General features: G+C 71.5%; 12 protein-coding genes. 11 read left to right on the forward strand and 1 reads right to left on the reverse strand.

What is annotated here, in order from left to right; genetic code table 11:
• Nucleotides 1–257: 257 nt before the first annotated feature.
• The 4 genes from AB4K12_RS18600 to ffh all read left to right on the forward strand — a co-directional run bounded on the left by AB4K12_RS18600 (nt 258) and on the right by ffh (nt 6,057).
• Nucleotides 258–1,532: an ammonium transporter gene (locus tag AB4K12_RS18600; protein WP_368435199.1), complete on the forward strand. Its 1,275-nt coding sequence runs from the start codon at nt 258–260 to the stop codon at nt 1,530–1,532.
• On the forward strand, nt 1,529–1,867 hold the full coding sequence (locus AB4K12_RS18605; protein WP_086566034.1) for a P-II family nitrogen regulator: 339 nt from the start codon (nt 1,529–1,531) through the stop codon (nt 1,865–1,867). The genes AB4K12_RS18600 and AB4K12_RS18605 overlap by 4 nt, the downstream gene beginning before the upstream one ends.
• A gap of 17 nt (nt 1,868–1,884) precedes the next feature.
• Nucleotides 1,885–4,278 carry a [protein-PII] uridylyltransferase gene (locus AB4K12_RS18610; protein WP_368435200.1) on the forward strand — a complete coding sequence of 798 codons (2,394 nt, stop codon included), beginning with the start codon at nt 1,885–1,887 and terminating at the stop codon, nt 4,276–4,278.
• A 231-nt stretch (nt 4,279–4,509) separates the two neighbouring features.
• Complete coding sequence (ffh, locus tag AB4K12_RS18615) at nt 4,510–6,057, forward strand: signal recognition particle protein (protein ID WP_368435201.1); 1,548 nt, start codon at nt 4,510–4,512, stop codon at nt 6,055–6,057.
• 98 nt (nt 6,058–6,155) lie between these two features.
• Here ffh and AB4K12_RS18620 read toward each other — a convergent pair whose 3' ends face one another.
• Nucleotides 6,156–6,983, reverse strand: a complete 828-nt coding sequence (locus AB4K12_RS18620; protein ID WP_368435202.1) for a methyltransferase domain-containing protein — start codon at nt 6,981–6,983, stop codon at nt 6,156–6,158.
• A gap of 337 nt (nt 6,984–7,320) precedes the next feature.
• Here AB4K12_RS18620 and proS point away from each other — a divergent pair, with 337 nt between their 5' ends.
• The 7 genes from proS to rplS all read left to right on the forward strand — a co-directional run bounded on the left by proS (nt 7,321) and on the right by rplS (nt 12,580).
• Entirely contained in the window at nt 7,321–8,736 is a 1,416-nt protein-coding gene (proS, locus tag AB4K12_RS18625) for a proline--tRNA ligase (RefSeq protein ID WP_086566030.1), read from the forward strand.
• A 245-nt stretch (nt 8,737–8,981) separates the two neighbouring features.
• Complete coding sequence (locus AB4K12_RS18630; protein ID WP_086566029.1) at nt 8,982–9,572, forward strand: hypothetical protein; 591 nt, start codon at nt 8,982–8,984, stop codon at nt 9,570–9,572.
• Between the two features lie 326 nt (nt 9,573–9,898).
• A complete protein-coding gene (rpsP, locus tag AB4K12_RS18635) occupies nt 9,899–10,330 on the forward strand; it encodes a 30S ribosomal protein S16 (RefSeq protein ID WP_362250278.1) in 432 nt (143 codons plus the stop codon).
• Between the two features lie 2 nt (nt 10,331–10,332).
• A complete protein-coding gene (locus tag AB4K12_RS18640; protein WP_368435203.1) occupies nt 10,333–10,572 on the forward strand; it encodes an RNA-binding protein in 240 nt (79 codons plus the stop codon).
• 127 nt (nt 10,573–10,699) lie between these two features.
• The gene (gene rimM / locus AB4K12_RS18645) at nt 10,700–11,290 is read left to right on the forward strand and encodes a ribosome maturation factor RimM (protein ID WP_368435204.1); all 591 of its coding nucleotides are present in this window, start codon (nt 10,700–10,702) and stop codon (nt 11,288–11,290) included.
• Nucleotides 11,290–12,099 (forward strand): tRNA (guanosine(37)-N1)-methyltransferase TrmD, encoded by an 810-nt coding sequence (gene trmD, locus AB4K12_RS18650; protein WP_368435205.1) that lies wholly within the window; start codon nt 11,290–11,292, stop codon nt 12,097–12,099. The genes rimM and trmD overlap by 1 nt, the downstream gene beginning before the upstream one ends.
• 130 nt (nt 12,100–12,229) lie before the next feature.
• A complete protein-coding gene (gene rplS / locus AB4K12_RS18655) occupies nt 12,230–12,580 on the forward strand; it encodes a 50S ribosomal protein L19 (RefSeq protein WP_086566024.1) in 351 nt (116 codons plus the stop codon).
• Nucleotides 12,581–12,592 lie beyond the last annotated feature (12 nt).

Raw genomic sequence — 12,592 nt, forward strand, 5'->3', positions numbered from 1 at the left:
GCGGCGACCTCCCGTACACCCGACTCGGCTCCCCCATCGCCAGGTCACCCCGGGCAGGTCGTCGCGGCCGGCCCACACTCCGGGCCGGATGTCCGCCCGTTCACCCCGGCGTAACACCCCCACACCCATCGTCACGCACGCGAAACAACCGGCGGCGCCCGCCGAAACGGCGCTGCGCGAGCCTCGAGGCGACACCGGCCCATGGGAAGCACCAGCCCATACGGGGGCAGGGCCGCCGCCGCGAGGAGACATCGACATTGAATGGCGCAGATACCGCGTTCGTATTGATCAGTGCCGCGCTCGTGATGCTGATGACACCGGCCCTGGCCTTCTTCTACGGGGGCATGGTGCGGGTCAAGAGCGCGCTCAACATGCTGATGATGTCGTTCATCTCGCTCGGCATCGTCACCGTCCTGTGGGTGCTGTTCGGCTACTCCCTCGCGTTCGGCGATGACATCGGGGCCGGACTGCTGGGCGACCTCGGCCACATCGGCCTCAAGGGCATCGCCCCCGACACCCTCACCGGCGGTAAGGAAGGCATCCCGGTCCTCGCCTTCGCCCTCTTCCAGCTGATGTTCGCCGTGATCACCCCGGCCCTGATGAGCGGCGCCCTCGCGGACCGCGTGAAGTTCAGCGCCTGGGCCCTGTTCATCACCCTGTGGGTCACGGTCGTCTACTTCCCCGTCGCGCACTGGGTCTGGCACGCCGACGGCTGGCTCTTCAAGCTCAAGGTGATCGACTTCGCCGGCGGCACCGCCGTGCACATCAACGCGGGCATCGGAGCCCTGGCCGCCGTCCTCGTCGTCGGCAAGCGCGTCGGCTTCGCCAAGGACCCCATGCGCCCCCACAGCCTCCCCCTGGTGATGCTCGGCGCGGGACTGCTGTGGTTCGGCTGGTTCGGCTTCAACGCCGGCTCTGCCCTCGCCGCCAACGGCACCGCCGCCAACATGGCCATGAACACCCAGGTCGCCACCGGCGCCGCCATGCTCGGCTGGCTCGCCTACGAGCGCATCCGGCACGGCGCGTTCACCACCCTCGGCGCCGCCTCCGGCGCCGTCGCCGGACTGGTCGCCATCACGCCCTCCGGCGCCGCCGTCAACGCCTTCGGCGCGATCCTCATCGGTCTCGTCGCCGGAGCCGTCTGCTCCTGGGCCGTCGGCCTCAAGTTCAAGCTCGGCTTCGACGACTCCCTCGACGTCGTCGGCGTCCACCTCGTCGGCGGCGTCATCGGCACCCTGCTGGTCGGCCTCCTCGCCACCGACGGCGTCGGCGGCCTCACCCAGCTCGGCCGGCAGGCCGCCGGCGCCTTCTCCGTGATGGCCTACTCCTTCGTCGTCTCCTGGCTCCTGGCCAAACTCGTCGACAAACTGATGGGCTTCAGGGCCGACGAGGAGGACGAGATCAGCGGCGTCGACCAGGCCTACCACGCCGAATCCGCCTACGACCTCAGCGCGGTGGGCGGCGCCCCCGCCTCCCGGGCCGGCTCGCCCGCGCCCGCACCGCAGCACCCGACCAGGAAAGTGGACGCATGAAGCTCATCACCGCCGTCATCAAGACCCACCAGCTCGACGCGGTCAAGGACGCGCTGCAGACCTTCGGCGTCCACGGCCTGACCGTCACCGAGGCCAGGGGCTACGGACGCCAGCGCGGCCACACCGAGGTCTACCGGGGCGCCGAGTACACCGTCGACTTCGTGCCCAAGGCCCGCATAGAGGTCCTCGCCGAGGACGTCGACGCCGAGGACATCGTCGACGTCATCGTGAAGGCCGCCCGCACCGGAAAGATCGGCGACGGCAAGGTCTGGGTCGTCGACGCCGGCACCGTCGTCCGCGTCCGCACCGGCGAGCGCGGCCCGGACGCGCTCTGAACGACAGGGAGCCCCACGTGACGCCCCACCGTCAGGCCGCCGAGGAACCCACCGGCTACGCGGCGGCCCGGCTGCGGCTCCTGCACGAGGAGCCGCCGCCCGGCCCGGCCCTGCGGGCCGGGCTCGCCCGCCTCACCGACCGCTGGCTGGCCTCGCTCCTGGGCGGCGGCACCCAGGGCGTCGCGCTCGTCGCCGTCGGCGGCTACGGGCGCGGCGAGCTCTCCCCGCGCAGCGACCTCGACGTGCTCCTCCTGCACGACGGCACCGCCGGAGCCACCGGCATCGCCGCCGTCGCCGACCGCGTCTGGTACCCCGTATGGGACATGGGCCTCGCCCTCGACCACTCCGTACGCACCCCCGCCGAGGCCCGCAGGACCGCGGCCGGCGACCTCAAGGTCCACCTCGGCCTCCTCGACGCCCGCCACCTCGCCGGCGACCCCGGGCTCACCGCCCGGCTGCGCACCACCGCCTACGAGGACTGGCGCGCCCAGGCCCCCGCCCGCCTGCCCGAACTGCGCGAGCTGTGCGAGGAACGCGCCAGACGCCAGGGCGAACTGCGCTTCCTCCTCGAACCCGACCTCAAGGAGGCCCGCGGCGGACTCCGCGACGCCACCGCCCTGCGGGCCGTCGCCGCGTCCTGGCTCGCCGACGCGCCCCGCGAAGGACTCGAGGCGGCCCGCACGCTGCTCCTCGACACCCGCGACGCCCTCCACCTGGCCACCGGCCGCGCCACCGACCGGCTCACCCTCCAGGAACAGGACCAGGTCGCCGCCGGCCTCGGCCTCCCCGACGCCGACGCCCTCCTGCGCGGCGTCTACGAAGCCGCCCACACCGTCGCCTACGCCGGCGAGGTCACCTGGCGCGAGGTGGGCCGGGTGCTGAAGTCCCGCTCCGGCCGGCCCCGGCTGCGCCGCATCCTCGGCGGGCGGGGCGGCCGCGGCGGCTTCGTCGAGCCCGAGCGCGTCCCGCTCGCCGAGGGCGTCGTCGAGCAGGACGGCGAGGTCGTGCTCGCCCGCACCGCGCGCCCCGACCGCGACCCCGTGCTCCCCCTGCGCGCCGCGGCCGCCGCCGCGCAGGCCGGACTGCCGCTGTCCCGGCACGCCGTGCGGCGCATGACGGCCGCGGGCCCCCTGCCCGCGCCATGGCCGGCCGAGGCCCGCGAGCAGCTCGTCACCCTCCTCGGCGCCGGCGAGCCCACCGTGGCCGTCTGGGAGGCCCTCGAGGCGGAGGGAATCGTCTCCCGGCTCCTGCCCGAGTGGGAGCACGTGCGCTGCCGTCCCCAGCGCAACCCCGTCCACCGCTGGACCGTCGACCGCCACCTCGTCGAGACGGCCGTCGAGGCCTCCGCCCTCACCCGCCGCGTCGGCCGCCCCGACCTGCTGCTCGTCGCCGCCCTCCTGCACGACATGGGCAAGGGGTACCCCGGCGACCACTCCGAGGCGGGCGCCGCCCTGGTCCCGGACATCGCGGCCCGCCTCGGCTTCGACGCCGACGACACCGCCGTCCTCACCACGCTCGTACGCCACCACCTGCTGCTCGCCGAGACCGCCACCCGCCGCGACCTCGGCGACCCCGCGACGGTCCGTACAGTCACGGACGCCGTCTCGCGCACCGGCACGCTGGAACTGCTGCACGCCCTGACCGAGGCCGACGCCCGTGCCACGGGCCCGGCGACCTGGAGCGACTGGCGGGCCACGCTGGTCGCCGACCTGGTCCGGCGCGCCGCCGCCGCGCTCGCCGGCGAACCCGTCGCCGGCCGCCCGGAGCCGGCGCCGACGGACGAGGAGGAACGGCTGGCGAAGGAGGCCCTGCGCACGGCCGGACCGGTGATCGTCCTCGGTGCGCCGAGCGACGGTCTCGTCGCGGACACCGTGCGGCTGACCGTCGCCGTCCCCGACCGGCCCGGCATCCTGCCCGCCACGGCCGGCGTTCTGGCCCTGCACCGCCTCACGGTCCGCGCGGCGGACCTGCGGTCCGTCTCCGGCGCCCTCCTGCTGAACTGGCGCGTGGCCGCCGAGTACGGCTCCCTCCCGGACGCCGCCCGCCTGCGCGGTGACCTCGTACGGGCCCTGGACGGCTCCCTGCGCGTGGAGGACCGCCTCGCGGAGCGGGAGGCCGCCTACGCCAAGCGCCGCCGGGGCGTGCCCCACGCCCCGCCCCGCGTCACCGTCGCGACCGGCGGCTCGCACGCCGCCACGGTCCTGGAGGTCCGCGCCCAGGACGCCCCCGGCCTGCTCCACCGCATCGGGCGGGCGCTGGAGGACGCCGGGGTGTGGGTGCGGAGTGCCCACGTGAGCACGTTGGGGGCGAGCGTGGTGGACGCGTTCTATGTGACGGGAGTGGAGGGGGCGCCGCTGGGGGAGGGGGAGGCGGCGGCTCTGGCGAGGGCGTTGGAGAAAGCCCTGCGGTGAGGGATGACCCTGTCGCGTAGTGGAGCGTTGCAGGGGAGTGTGCTCTCCGCTGATGCGGAGGTGAGCCGCAGGTCAAGGACCGGGCGCTCGGCTCCGAGGTCCGCTCCCCGCGCAGGCGGGGGTTCCGCCCGTGCCGGTCGAATTTGACCGGCACGGGCAGCTTGGTCTCCGGGCCGGATACTCTTGAGGGCGATTGACCCTGCCCCCTGATGTTGAGGACCGACGAGCGCCGTGTTCGACACTCTCTCCGACCGCTTGGCGAATACCTTCAAGTCCCTCCGGGGCAAAGGAAGGCTCACCGAGGCGGACATCGACGCCACGGCGCGTGAGATCCGGATCGCCCTGCTCGAGGCCGACGTGGCCCTGCCGGTCGTGCGCTCCTTCATCCGGCAGGTCAAGGAACGTTCGCTTGGCGCCGAGGTCTCCAAGGCTCTCAACCCTGCCCAGCAGATCGTGAAGATCGTCAACGAGGAACTGATCACGATCCTCGGCGGCGAGACCCGCCGGCTGCGGTTCGCCAAGACCGGCCCGACCGTGATCATGCTCGCCGGTCTGCAGGGTGCCGGTAAGACCACGCTCGCCGGAAAGCTCGGCAGCTGGCTGCAGAAGCAGGGCCACGCGCCCCTGCTCGTCGCCTGTGACCTGCAGCGTCCCAACGCCGTCAACCAGCTCGGCGTCGTCGCCGAGCGCGCCGGTGTGGCGATCTTCGCGCCGGAGCCGGGCAACGGCGTCGGCGACCCGGTGCAGGTGGCGAAGGACTCCGTCGAGTTCGCCCGGTCCAAGCAGCACGACGTCGTCATCGTCGACACCGCCGGCCGCCTCGGCATCGACGCCGAGCTGATGCAGCAGGCCGCGGACATCCGTGATGCGGTGCAGCCGCAGGAGATCCTCTTCGTCGTCGACGCCATGATCGGCCAGGACGCGGTCAACACCGCCGAGGCCTTCCGCGACGGCGTCGGCTTCGACGGCGTGGTGCTCTCCAAGCTCGACGGCGACGCCCGCGGTGGTGCCGCGCTGTCGGTCGCGCACGTGACCGGCAAGCAGATCATGTTCGCCTCGAACGGCGAGAAGCTGGACGACTTCGACGCGTTCCACCCGGACCGCATGGCGTCCCGCATCCTCGGTATGGGCGACATGCTCAGCCTCATCGAGAAGGCCGAGCAGACGTTCAGCCAGGACGAGGCCGAGAAGATGGCGGCCAAGCTGGCGAAGGGCCCCAAGGAGTTCACGCTCGACGACTTCCTGTCCCAGATGGAACAGGTCCGCAAAATGGGCTCGATCAGCAAGCTCCTCGGGATGCTCCCGGGCATGGGCCAGATCAAGGACCAGATCAACAACCTCGACGAGCGCGACGTCGACCGCACCGCCGCGATCATCAAGTCGATGACCCCGGCCGAGCGCCAGGACCCGACGATCATCAACGGCTCGCGCCGGGCCCGTATCGCCAAGGGTTCGGGCGTGGACGTCAGCGCCGTCAAGAACCTGGTCGAGCGTTTCTTCGACGCCCGCAAGATGATGTCGCGCATGGCGCAGGGCGGTGGCATGCCGGGAATGCCGGGCCTGCCGGGCATGGGCGGCGGTGCGGCCCGTAAGAAGAAGCAGCAGAAGCAGTCCAAGGGCAAGCGCCAGTCCGGTAACCCGATGAAGCGCAAGGCCGAGGAGCAGGCCGCCGCCGCGCGGCGCGAGGCGGCGCAGGCGGACAATCCGCTGGGCCTGCCGGCCGGCGAGAGCGCGCAGAACTTCGAACTCCCCGACGAGTTCAAGAAGTTCATGGGCTGATCCGCGACAGCGGTCACGGCCGCGGTCACGGTCACGGTCGTAGGAAAGCCCCCTGGCGGACGCCGGGGGGCTTTTCGCGTATCGCGGCGGCCGCCCGGCTACACCCTGGCTATCAGGTAGCGGAACACGTTGGGCATCCACACCGTGCCGTCGCGCCGCAGATGCGGATGGAGCGCCTCGATGAGTTCCTTGGTGACCTGTTCCTCGTCCGTGGCCCGTACCGCCGCGTCGAAGGCGCCGGTCGACAGCAGGCCGCGGACGGCGCTGGCCATGTCGGCGTAGCCGTACGGGCAGGAGACGCGGCCCGAGCCGTCGGGGGTGAGGCCGGCCCGGAGGGCGAGGTTCTCCAGGTCGTCGCGGCCGCTGGGGCGCCAGCGGGCGGGTGCGCACATGGGGTCGGCCAGGCGGGCGGCGACGCGCAGCGCGCCGGAGGCGGCGCAGCGTTCCTGCGGGCCCCAGCCGGCCAGGACGACGGGGGCGCCCTGGGCGGCCTTGTCGGCGGCGAGGGAGAGGGCGTCGGCGAGGGCTTGGGCGTCGCCGGCGGCGGTCAGGAGCGGCTCGAAGGCGGTGATGAGGGTGAACGGGCCGTCCGTGGGTTCCTGGACGGCTTCGGGGCCGCCGAGGTGGAGCCGGGCGTCGTCCTCGGGGGCGCCGTCGGGCAGGAGTCGTTCGCGGGCGAGCTCGAGCCGGCGGCCGTCGTGGTCGACGCCGCAGACGGTGGCGCCGCGGGCGGCGGCCATGAGCAGGGAGAGTCCGGAGCCGCAGCCCAGGCCCAGGAGCCGGGTATCGGGGCCGACCTCGAGGCGTTCGTAGACCGCTTCGTAGAGCGGTACCAGCATCCGTTCCTGGATTTCCGCCCAGTCGCGGGCCCGTGACGCGGGCGAGGTCGGGGACGGCCGGTGCCGCCGTACGAGCGTAGGTGTCATCGAATGCGCCCCAATCCGCCGGGTGACGTGTCCTTGTGCCCTGGTCCGTCGTTCCGCCCCCATGAGTGCCCGCTGTCCGTGCGAGTGCCGCTGTCCGTGCGTTGTGGTGAAGAACCCCCCGATGCCAGAGAACTCCGCTTCCGCCGTCGAGTCCAGGGGGTGGCGCGAGAACGTTCCCGTATGCCCACGATGGCATGTGCCGGGGCTCGTCGCACGAAATGGCGGGGTGGCCGGATACGGAAACGGAAGGCGAACACGGGCACGGTGCGGCCGGGAAGGCGGGGTGGCCGGCGGACGGATTCACACTCGGCGTGGTGAGCCCCGTACCATTCGCAGCATGGCAAAGGCTCCCATTCTCACCCCCCAGGCGGAAGACTTCCCGCGCTGGTACCAGGACTTGATCAACAAGGCCGAGCTGGCCGACAACGGCCCGGTGCGCGGCACCATGGTCATCCGCCCGTACGGGTACGGGCTCTGGGAGCGCATGCAGCAGGAGATGGACGCCCGGATCAAGGACGCGGGCGCCTCCAACGCGTACTTCCCGATGTTCATCCCGCAGTCGTACCTGACGCGGGAGGCCGAGCACGTCGAGGGCTTCGCGCCCGAGCTCGCGGTCGTCACGCACGGCGGCGGCAAGGAGCTCGAGGAGCCGGTCGTGGTCCGGCCCACGTCCGAGACGATCATCAACGAGTACTTCTCCAAGTGGGTGCAGAGCTACCGCGACCTGCCCCTGCTGATCAACCAGTGGGCGAACGTGGTGCGTTGGGAGATGCGTCCGCGCGTCTTCCTGCGGACGAGCGAGTTCCTGTGGCAGGAGGGGCACACCGCCCACGCCACGTACGAGGACGCCCGCGACTACGCGGCCCGGATCCACCGTGACGTCTACTACGACTTCATGGTCAACGTCCTGGGCATCGACGTAGTCCTCGGTCGCAAGACGCCCAAGGAGCGTTTCGCGGGCGCGATCAACACCCTCACCCTCGAGGGCATGATGGGCGACGGCAAGGCGCTGCAGCTGGGTACGAGCCATGAGCTGGGCCAGAACTTCGCCAAGGCGTTCAACACCTCGTACCTGTCCAAGGGCGGGCAGCAGGAGCTGGTCTGGCAGACCTCGTGGGGCGTGTCGACCCGCATGGTCGGCGGTCTGATCATGTCGCACGGCGACGACAGCGGTCTGCGCGTGCCGCCGCGTCTGGCGTCGGTCCAGGCCGTGGTCCTGGCGATCAAGGGTGACGAGGCCGTGCTGGCCAAGGTCCGCGAGATCGGCGACGTGCTCAAGGCCGCGGGCGTGCGGGTGCAGGTCGACGACCGCACCGACACCCCCTTCGGCCGCCGGGCCGTGGACTGGGAGCTCAAGGGCGTTCCGGTCCGCATCGAGATCGGCCCGCGCGACCTGGAGAACGGCACGGCCATGCTGGCCCGTCGTATTCCGGGCGGCAAGGAGCCGGTGCGCATCGAGGAGCTGGCCGCGCTGCTGCCGAAGGTCCTGGAGGAGGACCAGGAGCTGCTGCTGCGCCAGTCGCGCGAGCGCCGTGAGTCCCGCACGACGGACGTGAAGACCATCGAGGAGGCGGCCGAGGTCGCTGTCGCCGGTGGCTGGGCCCGTATTCCGTGGGCGACGCTGGGCGCGGAGGGCGAGGCCAAGCTGGCCGAGCAGGCCGTGACGGTGCGCTGCCTGGTGGCGGAGGACGGCTCGGTGCCGGACTCCGACGACGCCCCGGGCGCCGTGGCGATCGTCGCCCGCGCCTACTGATCCACCTCGTCCTCGGGCGCGCGCTTCCCAGCGCGCGCCCGAGGCGTTTGCGCCGGGTCGTGTTCCTTACTGATGAGTCAGTACGTCCCACCTTGCGAACTGGTGCACGGCTCATCCGCCTTCTCCGTAGTTCTGCGCACCCGCCCTCCTCAGGACGTATGAGGCGGGAAACTGACTGGTACGTGCAAATTATTTGGGATGGCCCGGTATCGGAACACCGGGCCGTCCCGGCTCGTTGTCACGACGTGAGCACGACACCACCTGTTCTCGCCGCAGAGCTGGCGCAGGCGTGGGCCGACATTCAGCGGTTCCACCCCGAGCTGCCGGATCTAGCCGCGCCCGAATCGTTGATCGGGGAGTCGTCGTCCGCCTGTGGCGCCGAGCTCTCCTTCGAAAGGCTGCTGCACGAGGCAGTGCACGGCATCGCGGCCGCCCGCGGTGTCCGCGACACCTCTCGTGCCGGCCGCTACCACAACCGCCGGTTCCTGGCGATCGCCGAGGAGCTGGGGCTCGATCACAGCGATGAGCCGCATCCCAGCAGCGGCTTCTCCCTGGTCGTGCTCAACCCCGAGGCGCGCAAGCGCTACCGCTCCACCATCGACAGACTCCAGCGCGCGCTCAAGGCGCACACGGTCGCCACGGCCGCCGACACCTCGCGCACCTTCCGGGGCCCGGCCGCGCGCCACGGCTCCTCCGGCGGCGGGGTGCGGGTGAAGGCGGTCTGCCAGTGCGGGCGCAACGTCCGGGTCGTACCGTCCGTGCTCGCCCAGGCGCCGATCATGTGCGGCGGCTGCGGCCAGCCGTTCCGCATTCCCGAGGCGGTCTCGGTCGGCTGACGCCGGTGGTCCGCGCCGACGGCCCGCGTCGGTGGCCTGCGTCGGTGGATTACGTAGGACGGCCGAGTCGGTGACGTCCCGGGGTGCGGCCCGGGCCCGTCCGCGTCGGCAGGTGTCGCGGCCGGCGGGTTCGTGGTCGGTTCGGGGTCGCAGGTTCCCGGTCGGCAGGTGCGCGAGGGTGTGGCACAATGGGTCGCTGTACTCGACAGTCGCATAGGACCCCTCTCTCCTCCGGCTGACGCGTCCATCGGGCACCCCGAGTACCGCAAACCCCACGTGGCATCTCGTTGTGCCCAACCACGTCAAGACCAGGAGACACCACTCCAGTGGCAGTCAAGATCAAGCTGAAGCGTCTGGGCAAGATCCGTTCGCCTCACTACCGCATCGTCGTCGCCGACTCCCGTACCCGCCGTGACGGCCGGGCCATCGAGGAGATCGGTCTGTACCACCCGGTGCAGAACCCCTCGCGCATCGAGGTCAACAGCGAGCGCGCCCAGTACTGGCTGAGCGTCGGCGCCCAGCCGACCGAGCCCGTTCTGGCCATCCTCAAGGTCACCGGCGACTGGCAGAAGTTCAAGGGCCTGCCGGCCCCGGCCCCGATGCTCGTGGCCGAGCCGAAGAAGGACGTCAGCGGCCTCTTCGAGTCCGCCGTGAGCGCCGCCGACGCGTCGAAGGGTGAGGCCATCACCCCCAAGGCGAAGAAGTCGGAGAAGAAGGACGAGGCCGAGGCCGAGTCCGCTGAGTCGACCGAGGCCTGAGCGTGCTCGAGGAGGCCCTCGAGCACCTCGTAAAGGGCATCGTCGACAACCCCGACGAAGTGCAGGTCGCCTCGCGCAACCTGCGTCGCGGGCGCGTGCTGGAGGTCCGGGTTCACCCCGATGACCTCGGCAAGGTGATCGGCCGCAACGGCCGCACCGCGCGCGCACTGCGCACCGTCGTGGGCGCCATCGGCGGCCGTGGCATCCGCGTCGACCTGGTCGACGTGGACGACGTCCGCTGAGCAGCGATAGAGCACTGGCACGGGCCGGGAAGGAATCTCCTTCCCGGCCCGTTGTCGCGTTCGTACGACCGCGTGCATCGAACGTACGACCGCGTGCATCGAAGAACATGCGAGAAGGATTGAGACTGTGCAGCTCGTAGTTGGCAGGATCGGCCGCGCCCACGGCATCAAGGGCGAGGTCACCGTTGAGGTGCGTACGGACGAGCCCGAGCTGCGGCTCGGTCCGGGCGCCGTGCTGGCCACGGACCCCGCGGGCGTGGGGCCGCTGACCATCGAGACCGGCCGGGTGCACAGCGGCCGGCTGCTGCTGCGCTTCGCGGGTGTCGGCGACCGCACCGCCGCCGAGGCGCTGCGCAACACCCTGCTGATCGCCGAGGTGGACCCGGACGAGACTCCCGAGGACCCCGAGGAGTTCTACGACCACCAGCTGATGGACCTCGACGTCATCACCGTCGACGGCACGGCCGTCGGCCGGATCGCGGAGATCTCCCACCTGCCGTCGCAGGACCTGTTCATCGTCGAGCGGCCCGACGGCAGCGAGGTGATGATCCCCTTCGTCTCCGAGATCGTCACGAAGATCGACCTCGAGGGCCAGGTGGCCGTCATCGACCCGCCGCGCGGGCTGATCGACGCCGACGAGGCCGAGGTCGCGAGCTCCCGCGACGCCCAGCAGGGCGAGGGCGACGAGGGTGACAAGAGCGCGGGGGGCGACGCCTGATGCGCCTCGACGTCGTCACGATCTTTCCCGAGTACCTCGAGCCGCTGAACGTCTCCCTGGTCGGCAAGGCCCGGGCCCGCGGTCAGCTGGACGTCCGCATCCACGACCTGCGCGACTGGACGCACGACAAGCACAACACCGTCGACGACACCCCGTACGGCGGCGGACCCGGCATGGTCATGAAGCCGGAGCCGTGGGGCGAGGCCCTCGACGCGGTCGTCGAGTCCGGCGAGGGGCGGCCCACGATCGTGGTGCCCACCCCGAGCGGGCGCCCCTTCACCCAGGAGCTCGCCGTCGAGCTCTCCGAGAAGCCGTGGCTGGTCTTCACCCCCGCCCGCTACGAGGGCATCGACCGCCGCGTCATCGAGGAGTACGCCGAGCGGTGCGACGTCCGCGAGGTCTCCATCGGCGACTACGTGCTCGCCGGCGGCGAGGCCCCGGTGCTGGTCATGGTCGAGGCCATCGCCCGGCTGCTGCCCGGAGTCCTCGGCAACGCCGAGTCGCACCGCGACGACTCGTTCGCCCCCGGAGCCATGGCCGACCTGCTCGAGGGCCCCGTCTACACCAAGCCGCCGGAGTGGCGCGGCCGGGGCATTCCGGACGTCCTGCTCAGCGGCCACCACGGCAAGATCGCCCGTTGGCGCCGGGACGAGGCGTTCCGGCGGACGACCGGCAACCGGCCGGACCTGATCGAGCGCGCCGACCCGGCGGCGTTCGACAAGAAGGACCGCGAGATGCTCTCGATCCTGGGCTGGGCGCCGGGCGAACACGGTCGATTTGGGCGAGTGGCCGAGGACGTGGAAGAATAAGCCGTTGCCTTGCGTCCGGCGCGCGCCCCTGCCACAGGGGGAACGACGTCCGCCCGGCGTTTCGGCAGCACTCCATCCTTCAGCACGATTCCGCTGATGACCTGTGGCATCAGCGAGGAAGCAGACATTCATGTCCACCCTGCTTTCCGGCGTCGACGCCGCTTCCCTGCGCACCGACCTCCCGGCCTTCCGCCCCGGCGACACCGTGAACGTCCACGTTCGCGTCATCGAGGGCAACCGCTCCCGCATCCAGCAGTTCAAGGGTGTCGTCATCCGCCGCCAGGGCGCGGGCGTCAGCGAGACCTTCACGGTCCGCAAGGTCTCCTTCTCCGTCGGCGTCGAGCGCACCTTCCCGGTGCACAGCCCGATCTTCGAGAAGGTCGAGCTCATCACCCGCGGTGACGTCCGTCGCGCCAAGCTGTACTACCTCCGTGAGCTCCGCGGCAAGGCCGCGAAGATCAAGGAGAAGCGCGACAAGTAAGCTTTCCGCCGG

It is taken from the genome of Streptomyces sp. C36 (genome assembly GCF_040932295.1).
Taxonomy (GTDB): Bacteria; Actinomycetota; Actinomycetes; order Streptomycetales; family Streptomycetaceae; genus Streptomyces; species Streptomyces triculaminicus.

Coding starts and splice junctions, on each gene's coding strand:
- AB4K12_RS18605 (WP_086566034.1), top strand. CDS start 1,529: ATGAAGCTCATCACCGCCGTCATCAAGACCCACCAGCTCGACGCGGTC.
- AB4K12_RS18620 (WP_368435202.1), bottom strand. CDS start 6,983: ATGACACCTACGCTCGTACGGCGGCACCGGCCGTCCCCGACCTCGCCC.
- proS (WP_086566030.1), top strand. CDS start 7,321: ATGGCAAAGGCTCCCATTCTCACCCCCCAGGCGGAAGACTTCCCGCGC.
- trmD (WP_368435205.1), top strand. CDS start 11,290: ATGCGCCTCGACGTCGTCACGATCTTTCCCGAGTACCTCGAGCCGCTG.
- rplS (WP_086566024.1), top strand. CDS start 12,230: ATGTCCACCCTGCTTTCCGGCGTCGACGCCGCTTCCCTGCGCACCGAC.